This is a genomic window from Deinococcus carri (assembly GCF_039545055.1).
Taxonomy (GTDB): domain Bacteria; phylum Deinococcota; class Deinococci; order Deinococcales; family Deinococcaceae; genus Deinococcus; species Deinococcus carri.
Window position 1 is genome coordinate 118978 of record NZ_BAABRP010000008.1, and the last position, 20220, is coordinate 139197.

The 20220-nt window shown below is 70.0% G+C and carries 19 protein-coding genes; 6 read left to right on the forward strand and 13 right to left on the reverse strand.

Annotation, left to right across the window (positions count from 1 at the left end):
• Positions 1 to 2: 2 nt before the first annotated feature.
• The 4 genes from ABEA67_RS11665 to ABEA67_RS11680 are packed head-to-tail and all read right to left on the reverse strand — an operon-like array spanning position 3 to position 2753.
• Positions 3 to 932 (reverse strand): cation diffusion facilitator family transporter, encoded by a 930-nt coding sequence (locus ABEA67_RS11665; RefSeq protein ID WP_345465285.1) that lies wholly within the window; start codon positions 930 to 932, stop codon positions 3 to 5.
• Positions 929 to 1675 carry a CHAD domain-containing protein gene (locus ABEA67_RS11670; protein WP_345465287.1) on the reverse strand — a complete coding sequence of 249 codons (747 nt, stop codon included), beginning with the start codon at positions 1673 to 1675 and terminating at the stop codon, positions 929 to 931. Before ABEA67_RS11670 ends, ABEA67_RS11665 begins: the two co-directional genes overlap by 4 nt.
• The gene (locus ABEA67_RS11675) at positions 1672 to 2493 is read right to left on the reverse strand and encodes a metallophosphoesterase (RefSeq protein ID WP_345465289.1); all 822 of its coding nucleotides are present in this window, start codon (positions 2491 to 2493) and stop codon (positions 1672 to 1674) included. The genes ABEA67_RS11670 and ABEA67_RS11675 overlap by 4 nt, the downstream gene beginning before the upstream one ends.
• Positions 2490 to 2753: a hypothetical protein gene (locus ABEA67_RS11680; protein ID WP_345465291.1), complete on the reverse strand. Its 264-nt coding sequence runs from the start codon at positions 2751 to 2753 to the stop codon at positions 2490 to 2492. The genes ABEA67_RS11675 and ABEA67_RS11680 overlap by 4 nt, the downstream gene beginning before the upstream one ends.
• Before the next feature lie 131 nt (positions 2754 to 2884).
• On the opposite strand from ABEA67_RS11680, the gene ABEA67_RS11685 reads away from it, so the two are divergent.
• On the forward strand, positions 2885 to 3754 hold the full coding sequence (locus ABEA67_RS11685) for a metallophosphoesterase (RefSeq protein WP_345465293.1): 870 nt from the start codon (positions 2885 to 2887) through the stop codon (positions 3752 to 3754).
• Here the strand turns inward: ABEA67_RS11685 and ABEA67_RS11690 are convergent.
• From ABEA67_RS11690 to ABEA67_RS11715, 6 genes are all read right to left on the reverse strand, one after another.
• Positions 3726 to 4862 carry an HD-GYP domain-containing protein gene (locus ABEA67_RS11690; protein WP_345465295.1) on the reverse strand — a complete coding sequence of 379 codons (1137 nt, stop codon included), beginning with the start codon at positions 4860 to 4862 and terminating at the stop codon, positions 3726 to 3728. The two genes, ABEA67_RS11685 and ABEA67_RS11690, sit on opposite strands and share 29 nt — an antisense overlap.
• An 89-nt stretch (positions 4863 to 4951) precedes the next feature.
• On the reverse strand, positions 4952 to 6190 hold the full coding sequence (gene glyA, locus ABEA67_RS11695) for a serine hydroxymethyltransferase (RefSeq protein WP_345465296.1): 1239 nt from the start codon (positions 6188 to 6190) through the stop codon (positions 4952 to 4954).
• Positions 6191 to 6464: 274 nt separating this feature from the next.
• A complete protein-coding gene (locus ABEA67_RS11700) occupies positions 6465 to 6983 on the reverse strand; it encodes a hypothetical protein (protein WP_345465298.1) in 519 nt (172 codons plus the stop codon).
• A 78-nt stretch (positions 6984 to 7061) separates the two neighbouring features.
• Entirely contained in the window at positions 7062 to 7589 is a 528-nt protein-coding gene (locus tag ABEA67_RS11705) for an invasion associated locus B family protein (protein ID WP_345465300.1), read from the reverse strand.
• Between the two features lie 46 nt (positions 7590 to 7635).
• Complete coding sequence (locus tag ABEA67_RS11710; RefSeq protein ID WP_345465302.1) at positions 7636 to 9093, reverse strand: potassium/proton antiporter; 1458 nt, start codon at positions 9091 to 9093, stop codon at positions 7636 to 7638.
• A gap of 50 nt (positions 9094 to 9143) precedes the next feature.
• Positions 9144 to 10505 (reverse strand): lamin tail domain-containing protein, encoded by a 1362-nt coding sequence (locus ABEA67_RS11715; protein WP_345465304.1) that lies wholly within the window; start codon positions 10503 to 10505, stop codon positions 9144 to 9146.
• Between the two features lie 226 nt (positions 10506 to 10731).
• Here ABEA67_RS11715 and pheS point away from each other — a divergent pair, with 226 nt between their 5' ends.
• The 4 genes from pheS (at position 10732) to ABEA67_RS11735 (ending at position 15181) form a co-directional block, all read left to right on the forward strand.
• Positions 10732 to 11751, forward strand: coding sequence for a phenylalanine--tRNA ligase subunit alpha (pheS, locus tag ABEA67_RS11720; RefSeq protein ID WP_345465306.1), 1020 nt, complete (start codon positions 10732 to 10734; stop codon positions 11749 to 11751).
• A gap of 119 nt (positions 11752 to 11870) precedes the next feature.
• Positions 11871 to 12242 (forward strand): four helix bundle protein, encoded by a 372-nt coding sequence (locus tag ABEA67_RS11725; RefSeq protein WP_345465308.1) that lies wholly within the window; start codon positions 11871 to 11873, stop codon positions 12240 to 12242.
• 105 nt (positions 12243 to 12347) lie between these two features.
• Positions 12348 to 14807, forward strand: coding sequence for a phenylalanine--tRNA ligase subunit beta (locus ABEA67_RS11730; RefSeq protein ID WP_345465310.1), 2460 nt, complete (start codon positions 12348 to 12350; stop codon positions 14805 to 14807).
• Positions 14808 to 14956: 149 nt separating this feature from the next.
• On the forward strand, positions 14957 to 15181 hold the full coding sequence (locus ABEA67_RS11735; RefSeq protein ID WP_345465313.1) for a hypothetical protein: 225 nt from the start codon (positions 14957 to 14959) through the stop codon (positions 15179 to 15181).
• A gap of 7 nt (positions 15182 to 15188) precedes the next feature.
• On the opposite strand, the gene ABEA67_RS11740 is transcribed toward ABEA67_RS11735, so the two are convergent.
• Positions 15189 to 16196: an NUDIX domain-containing protein gene (locus ABEA67_RS11740; RefSeq protein ID WP_345465315.1), complete on the reverse strand. Its 1008-nt coding sequence runs from the start codon at positions 16194 to 16196 to the stop codon at positions 15189 to 15191.
• Between the two features lie 40 nt (positions 16197 to 16236).
• Here ABEA67_RS11740 and ABEA67_RS11745 point away from each other — a divergent pair, with 40 nt between their 5' ends.
• Positions 16237 to 17508, forward strand: a complete 1272-nt coding sequence (locus tag ABEA67_RS11745; protein ID WP_345465317.1) for an aminotransferase class I/II-fold pyridoxal phosphate-dependent enzyme — start codon at positions 16237 to 16239, stop codon at positions 17506 to 17508.
• 475 nt (positions 17509 to 17983) lie between these two features.
• Here ABEA67_RS11745 and ABEA67_RS11750 read toward each other — a convergent pair whose 3' ends face one another.
• Together ABEA67_RS11750 and ABEA67_RS11755 are read right to left on the reverse strand one after the other, a co-directional pair.
• Positions 17984 to 18793: a class I SAM-dependent methyltransferase gene (locus tag ABEA67_RS11750; protein ID WP_345465319.1), complete on the reverse strand. Its 810-nt coding sequence runs from the start codon at positions 18791 to 18793 to the stop codon at positions 17984 to 17986.
• Between the two features lie 4 nt (positions 18794 to 18797).
• Complete coding sequence (locus ABEA67_RS11755; protein ID WP_345465321.1) at positions 18798 to 20189, reverse strand: nicotinate phosphoribosyltransferase; 1392 nt, start codon at positions 20187 to 20189, stop codon at positions 18798 to 18800.
• Positions 20190 to 20220: the final 31 nt, after the last annotated feature.

Sequence of the window (20220 nt, forward strand, 5' to 3'; positions counted from 1 at the left end):
GCTCAAGGGTGCAGATGCCCCTCGTGGCCCGCGTGGACGCCCTCCGGTTCCACCTGCACCGTCGTATGTTCGATGCCGTAACGTTCCGCGACCTCATGCACCTGGGGCAGCAGGCCAGCCGGGGCCTCGGCGCTGACGAGGTGGGCGGTGAGGTTGTTTTGGCTGCTGGTGACGCTCCAGACGTGCAGATCGTGGACCTCCTGCACGCCGGGCAGGGCGCGCAGATCCGAGCGCAGGGCGTCCAGGTCGAGGCCCTCCGGCACGCCTTCGAGCAGCACGTTCACGCTGGACTTGAGCAGTGTCCAGGTGCGCGGCAGCACCCACAGGCCGATCAGGGCACCCAGCACCGGGTCCACCCAGGTCAGGCCGGTGAAGCGGATGATCAGCGCCCCGGCGATGACGGCTACCGACCCCAGCAGGTCGCCCAGGACTTCCAGGTACGCCGACTTCACGTTCAGGCTGCCCCCCGCGCCCCCGGCCAGGATGCGCGCGCTGATGAGGTTCACGAGGAGACCCAGCACCGCCACGATCAGCATGGGCGTGGTCTGCACCGCCACCGGCTCCCGCAGCCGCCCATACGCCTCCACCAGAATATAGATGCCGATGGCGAAGAGCGCCCCGGCATTTAGCGCCGCCGCCAGAATCTCGGTCCGGCGGTAGCCGAAGGTGCGCTTGCGGTCGGCGGGCCGCTCCCCCAGGCGGATGGCAAACAGCGAGAGGGCCAGCGCCGCCACGTCGGTGAGCATGTGCCCAGCGTCCGAGAGCAGCGCGAGGCTGCCCGACACGAAAGCGTAGACGACCTCCACCACCAGAAACGCGCCCGTGAGCAGCAGCGCCATGCGGAGCTGCCGGGCGCTGGCATTCGCCCCGTGGTTGTGCCCCCCCTGGCTGTGCCCCCCGTGCTCCTCGTGCCCGTGGCCGCGCTCGCTCACGCCCCGGCCTGCTCCTGGGCCTGCCGGTCGGGTTCGGAAAGCTGCGCCGCCAGCGCCGGGAACAGCTCGCGCACCTGCTCCCGCGCCGCCTGGCGCGCCACCTCCTCGCGGGCGATCAGGCGGGCGCGCTCGTAGCGCAGGAGGTCGGGGTCGGCGTGCAGCAGGCCCAGCACTACCTCGGCGTCCTGAAGGCGGCCCAGGGCCTCCAGCGTCCCGGTCAGGGCGGGCGGCACCTCCTCCAGCAGGGCCAGGGTGTAGCGGTAGCGCTTGAGGCGTTTGCGCCAGGCGTGCCACTGTTCGGGGTCCCCGCTCGCCAGCGCGGCTTCCCCCTCGCGCCGCAGTTTCCGGCCGTCCTTTTGCACCAGCCGCCGTGCCCGGCCCTTCCAGCCACGGCTCAGGTCAAAGGCGGGCGGGCGTCCGGGCCAGGTGGTCCCGGCCAGCAGCGCCGCCCGACGGTCGGCCCAGATGCGGTCGAAGTAGGCCAGTGTTTCTTCGGGCACACTCAGCTCGACCAGGGCGTCCCGCAGGTGCCCGCCCGCCACGTCGTGGTCGCGCAGAGGGGCCGCGGCGCGGCGCAGGTCGCGCCAGGCCCGCTCGGTTTTGCCCCCTGCCTCCGCCACGCGCAGCTCGGCCTGGGCGCGCCGCGTCAGCTTGCGGGCCTCGTGGACGGCCTGCGGGTCGCCTGCGCGCAGTTCGTCCCACAGGGGCCTGAGCCGCTGCGCCGCCTGACTGCGTTTGCTCATGCTCGCCTCCCCGTCAGGGAAATGGTCCGGGTGGTCAGGGGTTCACCGAAGCTGGGAAACCGGCGGGCGGCCCCCGGATTGCCCGGCCCCTCCAGCACCGTCACCTCGGGCCGCCCGGTCACGTGGACGGTCAGCAGGGCGAGGCGGCCCGTCTCGTAGGCCCCCAGGTCCAGGTACAGATGCCGGCCCAGCCGCACCGGCACGCGCACGGGGGTATGCCCGTGAACGCTGTAGGTCACGCCCTCGGGCAGTGGGAAGGGACCCTCGAAGGGCCGCAGCCACAGCGCCGCCGACTCGGGGCTGGGGTACTGGGGGTGCTTCACCGGGGGGCTGGCGTGGGCGACCAGCACGCTGGGTTCCCCGGGCAGCGTCCGGTGCAGCTCGCCGTCCTCCGTCACGTACACCACCCGCACCAGGGTGTCGAGGTACTCGGCCAGCACGGGCGGAAACTGCTCCAGCGTCAGGGTGCCCGCCTCGCGGCGCACGCTCTGGCCGCCGTTGCCCATCCACCACTGAAGGCCCTCCATCGCGCGGCGGTAGTCGGCCAGCTCCCCCGAGGTGAGGTACTGGCGGTACCACTGCAACCCCTCCTGCGCCATACGCTCGTGGTTGCCCATCAGGAGGGTGGCGCGCCCCCGGCGGTGCAGGTCGAGCAGCAACTCCGCGCTGGCGAGGCTCTGCGGTCCGCGGTCGAGCGTGTCCCCCAGGCTGAGCAGGTGCGCCTGCGGCCCCAGCGTCGCCTCGATGTGGGCCACGGCCTCCGCCAGCAGGTCGGCCCGCCCGTGCAGGTCGGGGATGATGACGACGGGGCGGGTCATGAGGTTCCCTCTCCCGGTTCGTCTGAGAAATCCAGCAATGTCTGCTTGCTCCGCTCGCGCAGCAGACGGGCACCGTCAGGGTCGGGGGTAAAGGTCACGCCCCCGGCCGCCACCGTCACCCGGTAGGCCGCGCCGTCGCGCACGCCGGGCAGCCACTCGGCGGGAAGCTGGTACGTGCGGCCCCGCGCGTCCTCCACGTCCGCGAGGCCCGCGTCCTCGTCCAGCACGTCCACCACCAGCAGGTCACCGGCCCAGGTCATGGGGGCAGTCTAGCCCGCCACCCCGGTGAGAAGGGCGCAGGCCAGGAAAGCCGCAACCCTACCCGCCAGAACTCCGCCCCCTGCACCTTTTGGGCGACGGCCCTCTCACGCTGGCCCGCTACCTTGCGGGCATGAGCACCGCTTCCCCCTCCCCGCACCTCACCCGTCGCCGGCTGCTGCGTGGCCTGCTGGGCGGCGGGCTGGCGGCCGGGGCGCTGGGCGGCGCGGGCTGGGCGCAGGCGGCCCGCTTCGGCACCGTGCGCGAGTCGCGGCGGCTGCCGGGGCTGCAAGCGCCGCTGCGGGTGGCTTTTCTGACCGACCTGCACTACGGCCTGTACGTCTTCGCGGGCCGGGTGCGGGCCTGGGTGGACGCGGCCAACGCCGCACGCCCCGACCTGATCCTGCTCGGCGGGGACTTTCTGGACACCCGCGCCGGGGCGGACCCCGCGCCGCTGCTGACCGAACTCGCGCGGCTGCGGGCACCGCTGGGCGTCTACGGGGTGTGGGGCAACCACGATTACGGCAGCTTCGGGCAGGAGGAGGTGGGGCAGGACTGGCCGGCCCACCGCCAGAACCTCACCGCCGCCTTTGCCCGCGCGGGCATCGCGGTGCTGCGCAACACCGGGCAGGCCGTGCGCCCCGACCTATGGGTGGGCGGCGTGGACGACTTCATCTGCGGCCAGCCGGACGCCGCCGCCGCTCTCTCGGGGGCCGGGGAGCGGGCCACGCTGCTGCTGAGCCACAACCCCGACCTCCTCCCCGAGCTGCCCGGCCCGGTGGGGCTGGTCCTGTGCGGCCACACGCACGGCGGCCAGATCCGGCTGCCCCTGCTGGGTGCCCCGGTGGTGCCCAGCCGCTACGGCCAGCGCTACGCGATGGGCTGGGTCACGGGTGCCTATGGCACGCCCGCCTACGTCAGCCGGGGCCTGGGCACCAGCGGGCTGCCCTTTCGCAACCTGTGCGAGCCGGAACTTACCCTGCTGACCCTGCTGCCGGGATAGGGCGGCCCGCACCCCGGTCCTGCTCCAGCACGCCGAGCAGCGCGGCCACGACGGCCGGGTCGAAGTGGGTGCCGCTGCACTTCTCCAGGTGCGCGGCGGCCTCCGCGTGCGTCCAGGCCGGTTTGTAGGGGCGGACGCTGGTGAGGGCGTCGTACACGTCGCACACGGCGAAAATGCGGGCGTGCAGGGGAATGGCGTCCCCGGCCAGGCCGTGGGGGTAGCCGCTGCCGTCCCAGCATTCGTGGTGCGCGGCGATCACGTCGAGCGCGGCGCGGGGCAGAAAGGAAAGCTGCCCGGCCAGCCGCGCACCCTCGGTGACGTGTGCCTGCATCCGCGCCCGGCTGCCCGTGTCCAGGTGGCCGGGGTGGTGCAGGATGGCGTCGGGCATGCCGATCTTGCCGATGTCGTGCAGGTAGGCTCCCCAGCGCAGGTCGCGCAACGCCGCGCGGTCCAGGCCCAGCGCCTCCCCCAGCCGCAGCGCCAGCGCCGTGACCCGGTCGGTGTGGCCGTGCGTCTCGGCGTCCCGGGCTTCCAACATCAGGCCCAGGGCACGCAGCGCACTCTCGTGGGCCTCGCGCTCGCGCTCCTCGGCGTCCAGGCGGGCGGCCAGCAGCGTCAGCAGGCCGGTGACGGTGCGGACCAGGTGCCGCTCCTCCGGCGTCCAGGCGTGCGGCGTGAAGACGTGCGTCAGCAGCGTGCCCACCAGCCGCCCGCGCTGGTCGTGGACGGGCGCGGCGGTCAGCGCCAGCACGCCCAGCTCGGGAAAGCCCGCCGCCGCCGGGGCCGCGCGGGTGTCCTCGAAAAACAGCACCGAGTCGGAGTCTTGCAGGAGGCGCACCAGTGGCACCTCGGGCGACAGGCCGTGGGCCAGCAGCGCCTCCATCAGCGGTCCCTCGGGCAGCTCGCCGCTGGCCGCCCGCGCGTGGTAGGCCAGCGAGGTGTCCTGCAACTGGAAGTAGCCCGCCCCTATCGCCGCCGTCTGGCTCACCAGCGCGTCCAGCACGGGCTGCATCGCGCTGCCCAGGTCGGGTGCCGTCAGACCCAGGCGGGTGAGCTGGAGGGACAGGGCCTGGAGAGTCTCGTGCTCTCCGGAGAAGGGGCGGTCCATATCCCCCAGGCTAACGGGAGAAATCTCACAGAATCCTGGCAGCACAAGACCCCCCGGCCGGGAACCGGGGGGCCGTGGCGGGGGGCGCTTCAGGGAATGGGGAAGCCCCCGGCAAAGGCGTGAACTGCCGCCTTCACGTCCTCACCCTTCAGGGCACGGTCGATCAGGTCCGCGACGGTCTGCATGTCCGCCTCCTTCATGCCGCGTGTGGTGACGGCGGGCGTACCGATGCGGATGCCGCCGCCGTGCAGAATCTTTTCGGTATCAAAAGGGAGGGTGGACTTGCTGATGGTGATGTCGTTGGCGTCGAGCCGCCGGGTGGCCTTGGTGCCGTTGAGGCCCTGGGGGCGCAGGTCGAGCACGAAGAGGTGGTTGTCGGTGCCCCCCGACACCACCCGGTAGCCCCGCTCCTGAAAGGCCCCGGCCAGCGCCTGCGCGTTGCGGATGATCTGCGCGGCGTACTCCCGGAACTCGGGCTGGAGCGCCTCCCCGAACGCGACGGCCTTGGCGGCGATCACGTGTTCGAGCGGCCCGCCCTGGTAGCCGGGGAAGACGGCCCGGTCGATCTTCGCGCCGATCTCGGGGTCGTTGCTGAGGATGATGCCCCCGCGCGGGCCTCTGAGGGTCTTGTGGGTGGTGCTGGCGACCACGTGCGCGTGCGGCAGCGCGTTGGGATGCACGCCCGCCGCGATCAGGCCCGCGATATGCGCGATGTCCGCGAACAGCAGCGCTCCCACCTCGTCCGCGATCTGGCGGAAGGCGGCGAAGTCAATCGTGCGGCTGTAGGCGCTCGCCCCTGCGATGATCATCCTCGGCTGGTGCTCGTGCGCGAGGCGGCGCACTTCTTCCATGTCGATCAGTTCGGTCTCGGGATTCACCTGGTAGCCGACGATCCGGTAACGCATCCCCGAGAAGTTCACCGGGCTGCCGTGCGTCAGGTGCCCGCCGTGCGAGAGGTCCATGCCCAGCACGGTGTCGCCGGGTTCGAGCAGCGCGTTGTAGACGGCCAGGTTCGCGCTGCTGCCCGAGTGCGGCTGCACGTTGGCCCACTCGGCCCCGAACAGTTCCCGGGCACGCCCGATGGCGAGGCGCTCGACCTCGTCCACCACCTCGCAGCCGCCGTACCAGCGCTTGCCGGGGTAGCCCTCCGCGTACTTGTTGGTCAGCACGCTGCCCTGCGCGGCGCGCACCTCGGCGCTGCAAAAGTTCTCGGAGGCGATCAGTTCCAGGCCCACGCGCTGGCGCTCGGCCTCCTGCTGAATCAGGTCGAAGACGGCCGTGTCGCGCACGGCGGCCTGCCCGGTGATGGACGGCTCGGCGGTGGTCATGCAGGTACGGTAACACCCCGCCCGAATCCGGTGGGCAGGGTGTCTTTGCAGGGAGGACGCGGACACAAGCCGCACTTTCCCTCCGGCCGGAGACTCGGGCTGAGGGGTCAGCCTTGCAGCCGGAATCCGTTTTGCTCCTTCTCGCGCTGCCGTCCAATTCCTGAACAGTCGGGAGGGCACCGCCTGTTCATCCATCTCCCGAAATCCGCCCTTGTTCCTTCTCCCTCTGGTCGGATTTCCGGGTGTTTTCAACACCCTTCAATCGGAATCAGTCTTACTTGCAGTTGTTCACGGCCTGAAGGGCCTGGGGCAGCCCCTTGACCGGGAAGGTGTAGGTGAGTTCGCGCCCGTCGCTGCGCTTCACGCGCATCAGGACCTTGCTGCGCGCCGACTTGAAGGCCGCCAGCATCTGCGGGTCGAGTTCGTCGGGAACCGCCAGCGCCGTGAGGACGGGCTTGTCTTCACCGCCCACCGAGACGGTCTGCACCGTCCGCGCGGGGAGGGCATCGATACGGTAGGTGATGCTGGGCGTCGTCTCGGCCTTGTAGTCGGCCAGGGTGTACAGCGGGTCCTTGGTGTTGAGGTAGAACACGAAGCCGCCCTTCTGGCAGGACAGTTCCACGTAGGTCTTGTTGACCGTGTCGTTGACCTCGTCCAGATAGACGGTGCTGGTGTTGGCGTCGGTGATGGGGTCCTTGGTCTTGCTGTAGGACACGGTCGTCCCCGGAATGTAGGTGTCTGCCAGCGCTCCACCCGCCAGCACTGTCAACAACAGAACGGCTCCCTTTCTCATGAGCGGAGCATAACGGCCCGGCTGCCCCGGCACAGACAGATTTGCTTCATGTTCCCGGCGCGATATGTGGGCGGGCCGTTACTTGCAGTTGTTGACGAGGTTCAGCGCCTGATTGAAGCCCTTGACCGGGAAGGTGTAGCGGACCTCGGGCTGGCCGGTGCGCTGGACCCGCAGCACCACCTGGTTGCGGGCACTCTTGAAAGCATTCAGCAGCACGGCGTCAAAGTCCTTTTGAGCGGACAGGCTGGCCGGATCAGGATCACCGTTGACCGTGGCCCCCAGCGTCTTGGCAGTGCGGGGGGCCTGGGTGTCCACCTGATAGAGCAGGTCGGGTGTCAGTCCCTCGTTGTACTCGTCTTGCGTGACCAGGGGCACCTGGGCCGTCAGGAAGAAGAGGGGAACGCCGCCGCGGCACACGAACTGCACGGAGGTGGGGTTGTTCGTACCCGCCAGCTCGTCGATATACACGGTGCTGGTGTTCCGGCGGGTGGTGGGGTCCTGAGCCTTGTCGTAGGCCACGTTGGTCCCGGGGATGTAGGGGATGGAAGTTTGTGCCAGCGCCCCACCCGCCAGCATCGTCAGCAACAGAACGGCTCCCTTTCGCATGGCCGGAGCATACCTGCCCGGCTGGTCATCTGGGCACAGATTTGCTTCACGTTCCCAGCCGCCGCCGTACCTCGCGCAGTTCGTCCTCGCGGGCCAGGACTTGAAGGCTGTCGCCCGCCTCCAGGCGGGTTGCGCCCTTGGGAATCAGGAACTCGCCGCCGCGGTGGATCAGGATCACCAGGGCCTCGGGGGGCAGGTGCAGGTCCACGATGCGCTGGCCGTCGGCGTCGCTGCCCCGCTGCACCTCGACCTCCACCATCGCGTTCTTGCTGTGGCCGGTGGGGGTGTAGGTGATGGGGTTCACGCTGGGCACGGGCAGGGCTTCGCGCAGCCCCAGCAGGCGGGCCACCAGGGTCAGGGTGGTGCCCTGGAGCAGCACGCTGGTCAGCACGATAAAGAACACCACGTTGAAGAGCATCTGCGCCTGCGGCACGCCCGCCAGCAGCGGAAAGGTCGCCAGCACGATCGGCACCGCCCCGCGCAGGCCCACCCAGGCCACCATCGTCTTCTGGTTCAGCGGCATGGGGGAGGCCGCCAGGCTGAGGTACACGCTGATGGGGCGCGCTGCGAAGACCAGCACCAGCGCGCAGGCCAGCGCCAGCCCCGCCGTCGGCAGCAGCTCGCGCGGGTTGACCAGCAGCCCCAGCGTGAGGAACATCGCCACCTGCATCAGCCACGCCAGCCCGTCGTGAAAGGCCAGCAGGCTGCGCTTGTGGATGAAGTCGGCATTGCCCAGAATCACGCCCGCGATATAGATCGCCAGAAAGCCGCTGCCCCCCGCCACCGCCGCCCCGCTGAAGATGGTGAGCGCCAGTGCCAGGCTGAGGACCGAGTACAGCCCCTCGAACTGGAGTTGCAGGCGGTTGAGCAGCCACAGCGCCGCGCGGCCCAGCACCGCGCCCGCCAGCGCGCCGATCAGCATCTGCCGCACAAACAGCGGCACGATGTCCAGTACGCCCATACCGGGATGCGCGATCAGCTCCAGAATCCCCAACGTCAGAAAGACGGCCATCGGGTCGTTGCCGCCCGACTCGAACTCCAGCAGCGGGGCCACGTCGCCCTTCAGGCCCAGCGCCCGCTCCTTGAGCACGCTGAAGACCGCCGAGGCGTCGGTGCTGCTGACCACCGCGCCCAGCAGCCAGCCCGCCAGCCAGGGCCACCCCAGGGCGAAATGCGCGAAGGTCGCCATCACGCCCGCCGTGATCAGCACGCCCAGCGTCGCCAGGCTCAGGCCGCGCCGGATCACGGGGCGCGTCTCGCCCCAGTGGGTGGTCAGCCCGCCCTGAAACAGGATGAAACACAGCGCCACCGTGCCCAGCACCTGCGCGAAGCGGTAGTCGCTGAACTGGATGCCCAGCCCGTCGGTCCCCGCCAGCATCCCCACGCCCAGAAACAGCAGCAGTCCCGGAATGCCCAGCCGCCCGCCCAGCCGGCTGACCACCAGGCTCACCAGCAGCAGCACCCCGGCCACCAGCAGATAGACCTCCGCGTGAACCTCACCCATTGAACCTATGGTTTCACAGGTTCAGGGCGGCGCGGGAAGGACGAGACGAACTACAGGTCGCCGGCCAGCCAGCGCACCACGTTCTTTCCGAGGTTGGCGTTGCTGAGGTTCCCCCAGTTCTGGTACTGGTTCGTGGTGCCGTCGCTGAACGTCCCGTCGCTGAAGGTGCTGGTGTCGCCCCAGGCGGCCACGCGGCCCGCGCCGACCGTGTTCACGCCCAGGTAGGTCCTGCCGCCCGTGCCCAGCACGCCGGTGCCGCCCAGCACGTCGATGCTGGTGCCCACGTACACGCCCGCGCTCGCCACGTCGTCCCCGCTGCCCGCGCCGCCGACCACGATGGGGTGCGTGGGGCTGGTGGGCGTGGCCGTGTAGACGGGGTCGCTGAAACTGGAGTTGAAGGAATGCCGCAGGCCGAACAGGGTGTCACTGTCCAGGCTGCGCTGGAGGTTGCTTCCCACGCTGGCCGGGGTGCTGCCGTCCCAGCCGTCGAAGGCCTCCGGGCTGTCCCAGCCGTCGCTGTCGCGGTCGGAGTCTCGGTGGTCGCTGATCATGAACAGGCCCCCGCCGTTCTGCACGAAGCTCTGGATGGCCGCGCGCTCGCTGTCGGAAAAGGGGTTCTGCGGTTCAGCGATCACCAGCACCCGCGCCCCGCTCAGGGCGGTGGACGTGATGGCGCTGCCCGTCAGCGTCTGCACGGTGTAGCCCAGGCCCCGCAGCGCCGAGGCGTAGTCGCTGTACGCCCCGTCGATGCGCCAGTCGGCATTCCCGGCATCCTCGTGCTTGGTGAGGTCGAACAGCACGGTTTTCCCGGTCGGGGTGCCGCCCGTTCCCCCGCCGTTGGCCGCGCCCGCCGTGGCCGTCTGCACCCGGAAGTCGGTGCTGTTCGCGCCCGTGTCCTGCCCGTCGGGCACGCGGGCCAGGGCCGACCCCGCGCCGGTCGTGGGGGCGGGCGTGCCCTCGCCCCGGCCCACGCTGGGGGTGCCGTAGGCGACCGCGTCGATCAAGGTGCCCGACTTCAGCAGGCGCAGGCCGCCGCTGCCGTTGTTCAGGTCTGCCCCGGCGTCCACCAGATTCCGGTTCGCCACCCCCGTGTCCTGCGCCACCACGAAATAGCCGCTGGCCGGAATGGTGCCCGAGAGGGTGATCGTGCGGTACTGCGTGCCCGCCGTGTCATAGGCCGCCAGGGTGTACCCGCTCAGGCTCTTGCCCGCCGGACCGCGCAGCTCGATAAAGGTGCCCGTGTCGGTGCTCGGCGCGTCGTAGTACAGCTCGTTGATCACGGGTTCGCCCGCCGCCGCGAGGGGGGCCAGGACCGGGCGGGCCGCCTCGGGGCCGGCCTGGGGAACCGCACCACACGCGGCCAGGGTCAGGGCGAGGGTCAGAAGCGCGGGCAGTCGTCTGCGGGAGGTCACGCGCCCACCCTGCCACCGGACCTGTAATGGGGGGGTGATGGCCCCGCCTTGATCCTCCACCCCCCGCCCGTTACCCTGGGCGGCATGACGCCCCGGGCCGGTACACCTTCGCCGTTTAGCGGCGGCCGGGGCACGCCCGTCTGACCCCAGACGCCGCGCGACACCCCGCCTTTTGCCGAGGCGGGGCCTTTTTTATTCGGACCGTTTTATTCCGATCGGAGACACCATGAGAGAAGAAGCCCTGCAAGCCATCCAGGCCGCCCCCGACCTCGCCGCCCTGCAAGCCGTCAAGACGAGATACGTGGGCAAGAGCGGCCTCGTGACGAAGGAACTCGGTTCGCTCGGCAAGCTCCCGCCCGAGGAACGCAAGGCCAGGGGCGCGGAAATCAACGCGCTGCGCCAGGCCATCGACACCGCCCTGACGGAACGCGAGGCGGTGCTGAAACGTGCCGCGCTGGACGCCAAACTCGCCTCGGAAGCCCTCGACGTGACCCTGCCCGGCCTGGGCCTGCCGGCGGGTGGCCTGCACCCCATCAGCCGCGTGTACGACGACCTGATTCACATCTACGAGCGGATGGGGTATGCGGTGGTCGAGGGACCGGAGGTCGAGGACGAGCACCACAACTTCGAGGCGCTGAACGTGCCGTGGTACCACCCTGCCCGCGACCTGCAAGACACCTTCTGGCTGGAGGACGGCCGCCTGCTGCGCACCCACACCAGCCCCATGCAAATCCGCTACATGGTGGACCACGAGCCGCCCCTCAAAATCGTGGTGCGCGGCAAGGTCTACCGCTACGAGGCCACCGACGCCACCCACGAGGCGATGTTCCACCAGCTCGAAGGTCTGGTCGTGGGCGACGGCATCAGCATGGCCGACCTCAAGGGCACGATTGCCGAGATGGCCCGCGGGCTGTACGGGCCTTCAGCGAAGGTGCGCTTTCAGCCCTCCTACTACCCCTTCGTCGAACCCGGAGCCGACTTCGCGGTGTGGTGGGAAAATCCGCGCGGCGAGAGCAAGTGGCTGGAGCTGGGCGGCTGCGGCATGGTCCACCCCAACGTCTTCCGGGCCGTGGACGACCTGCGCGAGGCGGCGGGCAAGGAGCGCGTGTACGAGGGCAAGACCGGCTTCGCCTTCGGGCTGGGGCCGGAGCGCATCGCCATGCTGAAGTACGGGATTCCCGATATTCGCTACTTCTACGCGAACGACCCGCGGGTGATGGGGCAGTTCCGGGGGGAGCTGGGGTGAGGGGCTGTGAGCCGTGAGCGATGAGCTATGAAAAAGATGGCTTCAGCTTCAGGCGGAAGCTTCCTGGTGCCTGTTCATAGCTCACAGCTCATCGCTTACTGCTCCTCCCCACGCCGCCTATGCGCGACTATCAGGAACTTCTCGTCTGGCAACGCGCCCACGCCCTCACTCTGCGCGTGTATGAATTCACCCGGACCTTCCCTGGTGAAGAGCACTTCGGCATCACGAGTCAGGTGCGCCGCGCCGTCTCTTCTGTGGCCGCCAACATCGCTGAGGGCTGCGGCCGGAGCGGGGATACGGAACTCGCACGCTTTCTCAGCATTGCTCTCGGTTCCCTGGCTGAAACCACCTACTTTCTGCTGCTGGCGCGCGACCTCGATTACCTCCCGCACGATGACCATGACACCCTGAACAGGGAAGCGACGGAGGTCCGGCGCATGTTGATTGCCTTCCACCGTCGGCTCAGGCCGCTGGAAAGCGGTGAGCTATGAACCTGCGTCCGAACACTTTTGCTTTTGGCGTCAGCCATCTTTTTCATAGCTCAAAGCTCATCGCTCAAAGCCCACATCGCTCAAAGCCCCTCCCCTGAGGTCCCCATGAAACTCCCCTACTCCTGGCTCCAGGAACTCGTCCCCCAGCTTCCCCCCGTCGCCGACCTCGAACCCGTCCTTGCCAACATGGGCCTCCCGCTGGAGGGCATCGAGGAAGTCCCCGCCCCCGCCGAGGGCGTTCTGCTCGCGGCTGTCACCGCCGCCGAACCCCTGGAAGGCACGCAACTCACGCGGCTCTCGCTGGACGTGGGGCCGCACGGCGCGCGCACCATCGCCTCGGGTGCGCCGAACGCGGTGGGCTTGCCCGCCGGAACGATGGTCGCCCTGGTCACGCCCGGAACCAAGCTGGGCGAGGTCGAGTACGGCATCCGCGCCATGCAGGGCGTCGAGTCCTGGGGCATGGCCGCCAGCGCGAAGGAACTCGGCATCGGGGAGGCCAGCGCGGGCCTGCTGCTGTTCCCGGCGGGGACGGCGGCCCCCGGCACCCCCCTGCGCGAGCTGTGGCCCGCCGACCGTGTGCTGGACGTGGAGGTCACGCCCAACCGGGCCGACGTGCTGAGTGCCCTGGGCCTCGCGCGGGACCTGGCGGCCTTCCTCAAGTTGGATCTGGTGGAGCCGGAAGCCGGGCCGCAGCCAGAGGGCGAGGGCGAGATTCGCGTCACCCTCCCCCCGCGCGGCGTGACGCTGGAGCGCGACCCCTCGCAGAAAATCCGCTTCGGCTGCGACCACTTCGCCGCCCGCACGGTGAGCGGCGTGCAGAACGGCCCCAGTCCCCTCTGGATGCAGCGCCGCATCACGTTGGCGGGGATGCGCCCCATCGACCTCATCGTGGATACCAGCAACTACGTGATGCTGGAACTGGGCCAGCCCACCGCGCTGTACGACCGCCGCGAGGTGGTGGACGACCAGATCATCGTGTCCTTCGGGCTGCGGCAGGGCGAGGTGGTGCGCGACCTGCTGGGGAACGAACACACCGTCGGCCCCGAAGACCTGCTGATCCGCGACGGGCGCGAGGTGACGATTCCCAGCGTCGCGGAGGCGTTCGCTGCGGCGGGCGAACCGAAACAGGGCCAGGGCGTGCTGGGCATCGCGGGCATCATGGGCGGCGAGCATGGGCATGTGCGGGCAGATACGTCGGACGTGGTGATTGAGTCGGCCCACTTCGACCCGGTCCTGCTCCGCCGCACCAGCACCCGCCTGGGCCTCAAGACCGACGCCGTGTACCGCTACGAGCGCGGCGTGGACCCCCTCCTGGCCCCGCGCGGCGCGAACCGGGTGGCGGGCCTGCTCGAGCAGTACGGCGGCGGGCGGCCCTTCCCCGGCGCGACGGTCGTCGGGCAGCCGGAGGTGCCCGGCCCCATCGAGGCGACGGGCGACCAGATTCGCGCGCTGCTGGGGATGGAGATTGACACGGGCGAGATGGAAGGCCTCCTCACCCGCCTGGGCTGCCGCGTGGTGCGGGACGGCGACCGCCTGACCGTCACTCCCCCTTCGTGGCGCGTCGACATGACCATCTGGCAGGACGTGGCGGAGGAGGTGGCCCGGTTGCACGGCTACGCCCACCTCCCCGAGTCGCTGCCCACCCTGCGCGTCCACGAGAGCAACCTGGGCGCGGAGCGGGCCAGCGGGGAGCGGGGCACCCTGCGCCGCACCCTCAGCGGCCTGGGCTTTCAGGAGGTCGTGACCTACACCTTCACCAGCGACGAGGAGGCCGAAAAAGCCCGCAGCGAGCGCCCCGGTGTGCGCCTGCGTAATCCCCTCACCGCCGACCGTACCGGGATGAGGACGGCCCTCTACCCCAGCCTGCTGAAGGCGGCCCAGGCCCACCCGAAGGGCGAGCGCGTGCTGCTCTTCGAACTCGGGCGCATCTTCCCGGCGCAAGGCGAGCAGGAACGCCTGGGCCTGCTGATGCGCGGTCCCCTCGCGCCGCAGACGCACGCGCCGGGGGTGGCGGGGTCGTTCGGCGTCTTCAAGGGGCTGGTGGAGGCCTTCGCCGCCAGCCTGGGCGCGACGCTGGACATCCGGCAGGTGCGCGGGGAGGCCGTGCCCCCCGCCCTCCACCCCGGCATCGCGGGCGAGGTCGTGTGGAACGGCGTGCCGGTGGGCTGGCTGGGCGCGCTGCACCCCGAAATCGCGGGGGACTTCGGCTTGAAGGGTGACACCTTCCTGCTGGAAGCCGCCCTGCCGCTGCCGGGCCGCTCCTGGGCCTTCCGTGACCCCAGCCGCGCCCCCGCTGCCTGGCGCGACCTCGCCGTGATTGCCCCCACCACCGTCAGCTACGGCGAGATGGCGGCCCTGCTGCGGCAGGAGGCGGGCGAGCTGCTCGAAAGCGTGGAGCCGTTCGACGTGTACGAGGGCGCGCCCATCCCCGAGGGGCAGCGCAGCGTGGCCGTGCGCCTGGTCTTCCGCGGCCAGAAGACCCTCACCGACGCCGAGGTGGACCCCATCATGGACCGCCTGATGGACGCCGTGCGGGCGCAGGGCTGGGGCATCCGCGAGAAGTAATACTGATTCCGATTGAAGGGTGTTGAAAACACCCGGAAATCCGACCAGAGGGAGAAGGAACAAGGGCGGATTTCGGGAGATGGATGAACAGACGGTGCCCTCCCGACTGTTCAGGAATCGGACGGAATCCGTATGAAGGAGGCTGTTTCATGCCCGCCAGCAGTACCGGAATTGGACTTGAACGCCTGGCCGTGCGCGTCCTGCTGCGGCTCCAGGCCGAGCCGGGCAGGTACACCGCCCGCAGCCTCGCCCGCGAACTGGGCGAGACGCCCAACCGCGTGAACCGCGTCATCCTCGCCATCGAGGACGAGGTCGGCATCGAGCGGGAGGGAGCCTACGGCGTGATTACGGTGAAGAGCCGGAACGAGACCTGAGCAGGTGTTAGCTGGAGGCCGGGGCAGCAACGCTCCGGCCCTCGCCGTCTCGCCACTGCGCCACCATCGCCTGGAGGAGCGGCCCGCTGAGGTCAGCCTCCGGGGGGAGGTTGCCCGGAGCGAACCATGCCGCGCCGTGAATCTCGTCGGGGGGCAGGGTCAGCCGCCCCGTGACCCCGTGTGCCCGGTAGAGGACGCTCACGTTGTCAATCACGTCCCCGTGCGGGTAGGTGAAGCGGTACTTGGCCCCGGCATACAGCCGCAGCGGTTCGAGGTGGTCGGCCTCCAGGCCCGTTTCCTCGAACAGTTCGCGCCGGGCGCACTCCGCCAGGCTCTCGCCGGGTTCCAGACTGCCGCCAGGCAGGGTCCAGCCTCCAGCGCCGCCGTGCCGCAGCAGCAGCAACTGCCCCGCCTCATCCGTCACCAGCACGTTTGCGCCGGGAGCGAAGAGGGGACGCGGGCCGACCCGCCGCCTCAGCGCCAGCAGGTGATTCCCGACGGGCGGCGCGTCCGGCACGGGCAGCAGCGGGAGGGGCGGCAGGCCCACGCGGGCGCGCAGAACGTTCATGCTCACGCGGTTGATGTTGCTGTTCAGGGGCGGCAGGTCGTCCAGAGCGAACCACGCCAGGGCCAGCGTCTCGCCGCTGTCGTCAGGCTGGGCACCGGCCAGCGCCGCGGCGGGCAGGGTGCCGTGCGTCCGCAGGCCGACCAGATAAATCTCGTGGCCGTTGGGGTAGCGGTGGTAGAACTCTGGCCCGCTCACCAGCCCTTCCTCCAGGGGCAGGGGCGCGATGTTCGGACAGGTCAGGCCCGTTTCCTCCCGCAGCTCCCGGTGCGCGGCTTCCAGAAACGTCTCGCCCGGCTCCAGCCCCCCGCCCAGCACGCCCCACAGGCCATCGTCCCCCCGCTGCTGGAGAAGAACGCGGCCCTGTTCGTCCTGAATCAGGACGCTCACACCGACAGAAACCAGGGGCGCGCTTCCCCACAGGGCGCGCAGTTCGGACAGGTAGGACATGCCCCGCACCCTAGCGGCTCCCGGCGCGTAGCGTGAGGGCATGACCGACACCCGCGCCACCGACCCCGCCTGGACCGACACCGACTGGAGCTTCGAGACGACCGCCGTGCAGACCGGCATTCCGCGCGGGCTGGGCGAGACGGTCGGCATCCCGGTTCACCAGGCCGCCGCCTTCCAGTTCAGCACGCTGGAGGAGGCGCAGAGCGAGTTTCAGCAGAACTCGGGCCTCAGCTACGCCCGGCTGCAAAACCCGACCGTGCGTGCGCTGGAAGAACGCCTTACCGCGCTGGAGGGCGGCGCGGCGACCGTGGCGCTCGCCAGCGGGCAGGCGGCGACCCTCACCGCTATCCTCAGCGTGTGCCGGGCGGGGGACCACGTGGTGTCCACCGCCAGCGTATTCGGTGGAACGGCGGGCCTGCTGAACAACATCCTGCCGCTGATGGGGATTTCCGCGACCCTGACTTCGAACACGCCTGAGGCCATCCAGGCCGCCATGCAGCCCAACACCCGCCTGGTCTGGGCTGAAACCATCGGCAACCCCGCCGGGGACGTGCCCGACCTCGCCGCGCTGGCCGACATCGCCCATGCCCACGGCGCTCTGCTGGGCATCGACAACACCTGGGGCGGCGTGGGCTACCTGTGTCGCCCGCTGGACTTCGGCGCGGACATCGTGGCCCACTCGCTGACCAAGTGGGCGGGCGGCCACGGCAGCGTGATGGGCGGCAGCGTGACGGTCGGCACCCGGCACGACCTCAGCCGCAATCCCATCTACACCGACGGCGGCGAGAACAGCGTCCTGAACGTGCGCGGCGAGCAGGCTCTCGCCTGGCGGCAGCGCTGGCTGGGCGCGCACCAGATGGGCATGACGCTGGCCCCGCAAAACGCCTTCCTGCTCGCGCAGGGGCTGGAAACGCTCGCCTTGCGGCTGGCGCGGGAGAGCGAGACGGCGCTGGCGCTGTCGCAGTGGCTGGAGGCTCAGCCGCGGGTGGGGCGCGTCTCCTATCCCGGCCTTCCCGGCAGCGCGCACCATGCCATGGCGCGGAAGTACCTGCACGGCGGCTTCGGGGCGGTCCTCACCTTCGAGGTGCCGGACCCCGCCGCCTTCCTGTCCCGCCTGCGGGTGCTGCGTATCGCGCCCAACCTGGGGGACACGCGCACGCTGGTCGTTCACCCCTGGACCACCACGCATGGCCGTCTGCCCGAGGCGGCCCGCCGCGCCGCCGGGGTCACGCCCCAGAGCATCCGCATGAGCGTGGGGCTGGAGAGCCTGGAAGACTTGCAGGCGGATTTGGCTCAGGCTCTGGAGGAGTGAATCTTTTGGGGGCAGGGCATCTTGCTGCGAGTGGCCTCCGCCCCCCCTGCCCCCCTACCCCCACCGGGGGCAGGGGGGAGCGGCGCTGCGCTGGGCAAAGGGTGTCCCGCCCAGTGGCGAACATGCTTTGAGCGTTGACGGTTCCTGCCTGGAACTTGTTGCGATTCACCTGGCGGCTGCGGGCCTGACGGCCCGAAAGCTCCTCTGCTGTGCCAGCCCACTCGCAAGGCGGGAACGCGGCAACCTGCTCCAAAGTTTGAAAAGACAGGGAGGCAGGAGCTTTGGCTTCAAGGAGATGCTCACGTGGCTGGCTGGGCTTTTTGCTCCTCCCCCTTGAGGGGGGAGGCCGGGTGGGGGTGAGCGAGCCTGGCGTTCCAGGGCCACTTCTCCTCTATTCCCGCCAAGTCTCGCGCCCGTCCTGAGCTTGGGCTTCTCGCGACCTTACGCAAGCCCAGGCTGTACTCCCCTCATGTCCTTACCCCTCCCGCTCCCCCCGCGCCACAATCACCGGCACGGGCACCGTCAGCGGCCAGTTCGGGACAGCAGCCCGCAGCCTTGCCAGGTGTGCCGACCGGACCTGTCCCACCACCTCCGGCGCGAATCCGGCCAGGGGCACGCCTTCCAGCCCGGCAGTGATGTCGGCCCAGCGCGCTTCGGGTGAGGGCAGGGTGTAGGGGAGGACAGTCAGGTCGGCGGTCACCCCCCTGAACCCGGCCCCGGTCAGCAGGTCTGCCGCCGCTTCCGGCGTGGGCACGCGGCCCAGCGGTGGCGACCCCGGCTTGGTCCCCAGCGCCGCAAGGTCCTCGCGCCACCATCCCGGCAACTCGCCCAGCAGGCCCCGCCCGAACACCGAGAACACCAGTTGCCCGCCCGGACGCAGCACCCGCCGCCACTCGCACAGCGCCGCCGTCATGTCCGGCATGAAGAACAGGCCCGCCGCGCACACCACCACGTCAAAGCCCCCGTCGGGAAAGGGCAGGGCGGAGGCGTCCCCCACCTCGAAGCTCACCTGGGGGACGCCCGCCGCTTTAGCCCGCGCCGCCGCCACCATCCCCGGCGCGAGGTCCACGCCCACCACCCGCCCCGCCGTGCCCACCGCTTCCGCCAGGGCCAGCGCCACGACGCCCGTGCCGGTGGCGATGTCCAGCACCGCGTCTCCGGGCCGGACAGCCACCCGGCTCAGCAGGTGCCGCGCGGCGAGCGCGAGGAAGCCTACCTCGTCATACGAGTCGGCTACCGCGTCGAAGAGGCGGGCGTTCTGGCGGGTGTGGTCGGTGGGGGTCATGGGGTTAAGCCCGCCCCCTCACGTCTTCCAGCGTGTCACGCGCCAGCAGTTCGCCGTCTCGGAACACGGTGCGCATCAGGCTTCCCGGAAAGTCGGTGTCGAAGGTGCGGTACTGGCGCGTCACCATGCGGCCGTCCTCCAGCACCAGGTCCAGCACGCCGTCCTTGCTGCGCTTGCCGGGGTCGGTCACCGGGTCCTTGTAGATGCCTCGGTATTCGCCGTCAATCACACCCGCGCTGGCCTTGTAGGCGAACTTCTGCGTGTCGCGGTCCACCTTTTGCAGCAGCGCGCCGCCCATCCCGAAGGCCACGTTCTCGGCCGAGAAGCCGTCGATGGTCAGGTTCTGGAGAATCTGGCGGATGGTCCCCTCGTCGATGCCGTCGCCCTGAATCACGCGGACGTTGTTCAGCACCTTGAAGCCCTTGCTGTTGGTGGTCGTGCCGAACTTGGCGGCCAGGGCATTCACCGCCAGACGCACCATCGCGGGCGGGTCGCCGCTGTCGGGGCGCACGACCAGGGTGCCGCCGCTCTCCACAATCTGCGGGCGCAGCGTCTCGCCCCAGTGCACGTTGATGGCGTGCTTGAGGTCGTAGCTGTCGCTGACCACCGCGTACACGCCGCCCGGCTTGCCGAAGGTGGTCACCATGTTACGGTAGGCGTCCACCTCGTGCTCCTTGCCCCAGCTCGTGACGGTGCTGTGTTCGGCGGCGGGAATCGAAAAGCCCGCGATGTCGGCCCCGTAGTGGTTGCGGCCCACGCGCAGGGCTTCCAGCGTGTCGGTGCCCTGAAAGTTCACCAGATGCGCCAGCCCGCCGATGCCCGCGCTCTCGCGGCTGCTCACGCCCCGCGAGCCGAAGTCGTGCAGCTTGAAGGGCAGCTCCTCGGCGGCGCGGTCGCTGGTCTTTTCGAGTTCGGCGCGGATGATTTCGCGGATGAAATAGCTCTGGGTGCAGACGGTGGTCGGGTACCACACCCGCATCAGCATCGTCTCGAACCAGCCCACCAGCCAGGGCAGTTCGGGGTCGGTGTTGGTCACGCTCATCAGCACGTTGTGCAGGGGCACCAGCGTCCCCTCCGGCACCGCGCGCACCTCCAGCGGCAGGCGGCCCCCATGCACGTCCACCACCCGCAGCCAGCCCTCGTAGGGAAAGGGTTCGCCGTGCGCCTCGATGAGCGCCCGCGCCTCCTCCACGTTTTCCCGCGTCACCCGCCGCGTCAGGTAGCGGTCGAGGATGTACTGCAACCCGAAAAAGCGCGTGGCCGGGTAGCGCCCGCCGCGCGATTCCAGGTAGCTGAAGAGGCGCGTGGTGCCACGCGGATACTGGAGAAAGTGGCTGCTCTTGTAGGAGTCGGTGTCGAGAATCAGGTTGCGGTCGTCGAGAGGGGGAAGGCTCATAGGGTGTCTCCTGGGGGCGGCGAATGGCCGT

What these genes read in the sequence shown, in the direction of transcription:
- ABEA67_RS11685 (WP_345465293.1), top strand. Translation starts at nt 2,885, where the DNA reads ATGAGCACCGCTTCCCCCTCCCCGCACCTCACCCGTCGCCGGCTGCTG.
- ABEA67_RS11675 (WP_345465289.1), bottom strand. Translation starts at nt 2,493, where the DNA reads ATGACCCGCCCCGTCGTCATCATCCCCGACCTGCACGGGCGGGCCGAC.
- ABEA67_RS11725 (WP_345465308.1), top strand. Translation starts at nt 11,871, where the DNA reads ATGCGCGACTATCAGGAACTTCTCGTCTGGCAACGCGCCCACGCCCTC.
- ABEA67_RS11680 (WP_345465291.1), bottom strand. Translation starts at nt 2,753, where the DNA reads ATGACCTGGGCCGGTGACCTGCTGGTGGTGGACGTGCTGGACGAGGAC.
- ABEA67_RS11690 (WP_345465295.1), bottom strand. Translation starts at nt 4,862, where the DNA reads ATGGACCGCCCCTTCTCCGGAGAGCACGAGACTCTCCAGGCCCTGTCC.
- ABEA67_RS11730 (WP_345465310.1), top strand. Translation starts at nt 12,348, where the DNA reads ATGAAACTCCCCTACTCCTGGCTCCAGGAACTCGTCCCCCAGCTTCCC.
- pheS (WP_345465306.1), top strand. Translation starts at nt 10,732, where the DNA reads ATGAGAGAAGAAGCCCTGCAAGCCATCCAGGCCGCCCCCGACCTCGCC.
- ABEA67_RS11710 (WP_345465302.1), bottom strand. Translation starts at nt 9,093, where the DNA reads ATGGGTGAGGTTCACGCGGAGGTCTATCTGCTGGTGGCCGGGGTGCTG.
- ABEA67_RS11670 (WP_345465287.1), bottom strand. Translation starts at nt 1,675, where the DNA reads ATGAGCAAACGCAGTCAGGCGGCGCAGCGGCTCAGGCCCCTGTGGGAC.
- ABEA67_RS11700 (WP_345465298.1), bottom strand. Translation starts at nt 6,983, where the DNA reads ATGAGAAAGGGAGCCGTTCTGTTGTTGACAGTGCTGGCGGGTGGAGCG.
- ABEA67_RS11750 (WP_345465319.1), bottom strand. Translation starts at nt 18,793, where the DNA reads ATGACCCCCACCGACCACACCCGCCAGAACGCCCGCCTCTTCGACGCG.
- ABEA67_RS11745 (WP_345465317.1), top strand. Translation starts at nt 16,237, where the DNA reads ATGACCGACACCCGCGCCACCGACCCCGCCTGGACCGACACCGACTGG.
- ABEA67_RS11755 (WP_345465321.1), bottom strand. Translation starts at nt 20,189, where the DNA reads ATGAGCCTTCCCCCTCTCGACGACCGCAACCTGATTCTCGACACCGAC.
- ABEA67_RS11705 (WP_345465300.1), bottom strand. Translation starts at nt 7,589, where the DNA reads ATGCGAAAGGGAGCCGTTCTGTTGCTGACGATGCTGGCGGGTGGGGCG.
- glyA (WP_345465296.1), bottom strand. Translation starts at nt 6,190, where the DNA reads ATGACCACCGCCGAGCCGTCCATCACCGGGCAGGCCGCCGTGCGCGAC.
- ABEA67_RS11740 (WP_345465315.1), bottom strand. Translation starts at nt 16,196, where the DNA reads ATGTCCTACCTGTCCGAACTGCGCGCCCTGTGGGGAAGCGCGCCCCTG.
- ABEA67_RS11735 (WP_345465313.1), top strand. Translation starts at nt 14,957, where the DNA reads ATGCCCGCCAGCAGTACCGGAATTGGACTTGAACGCCTGGCCGTGCGC.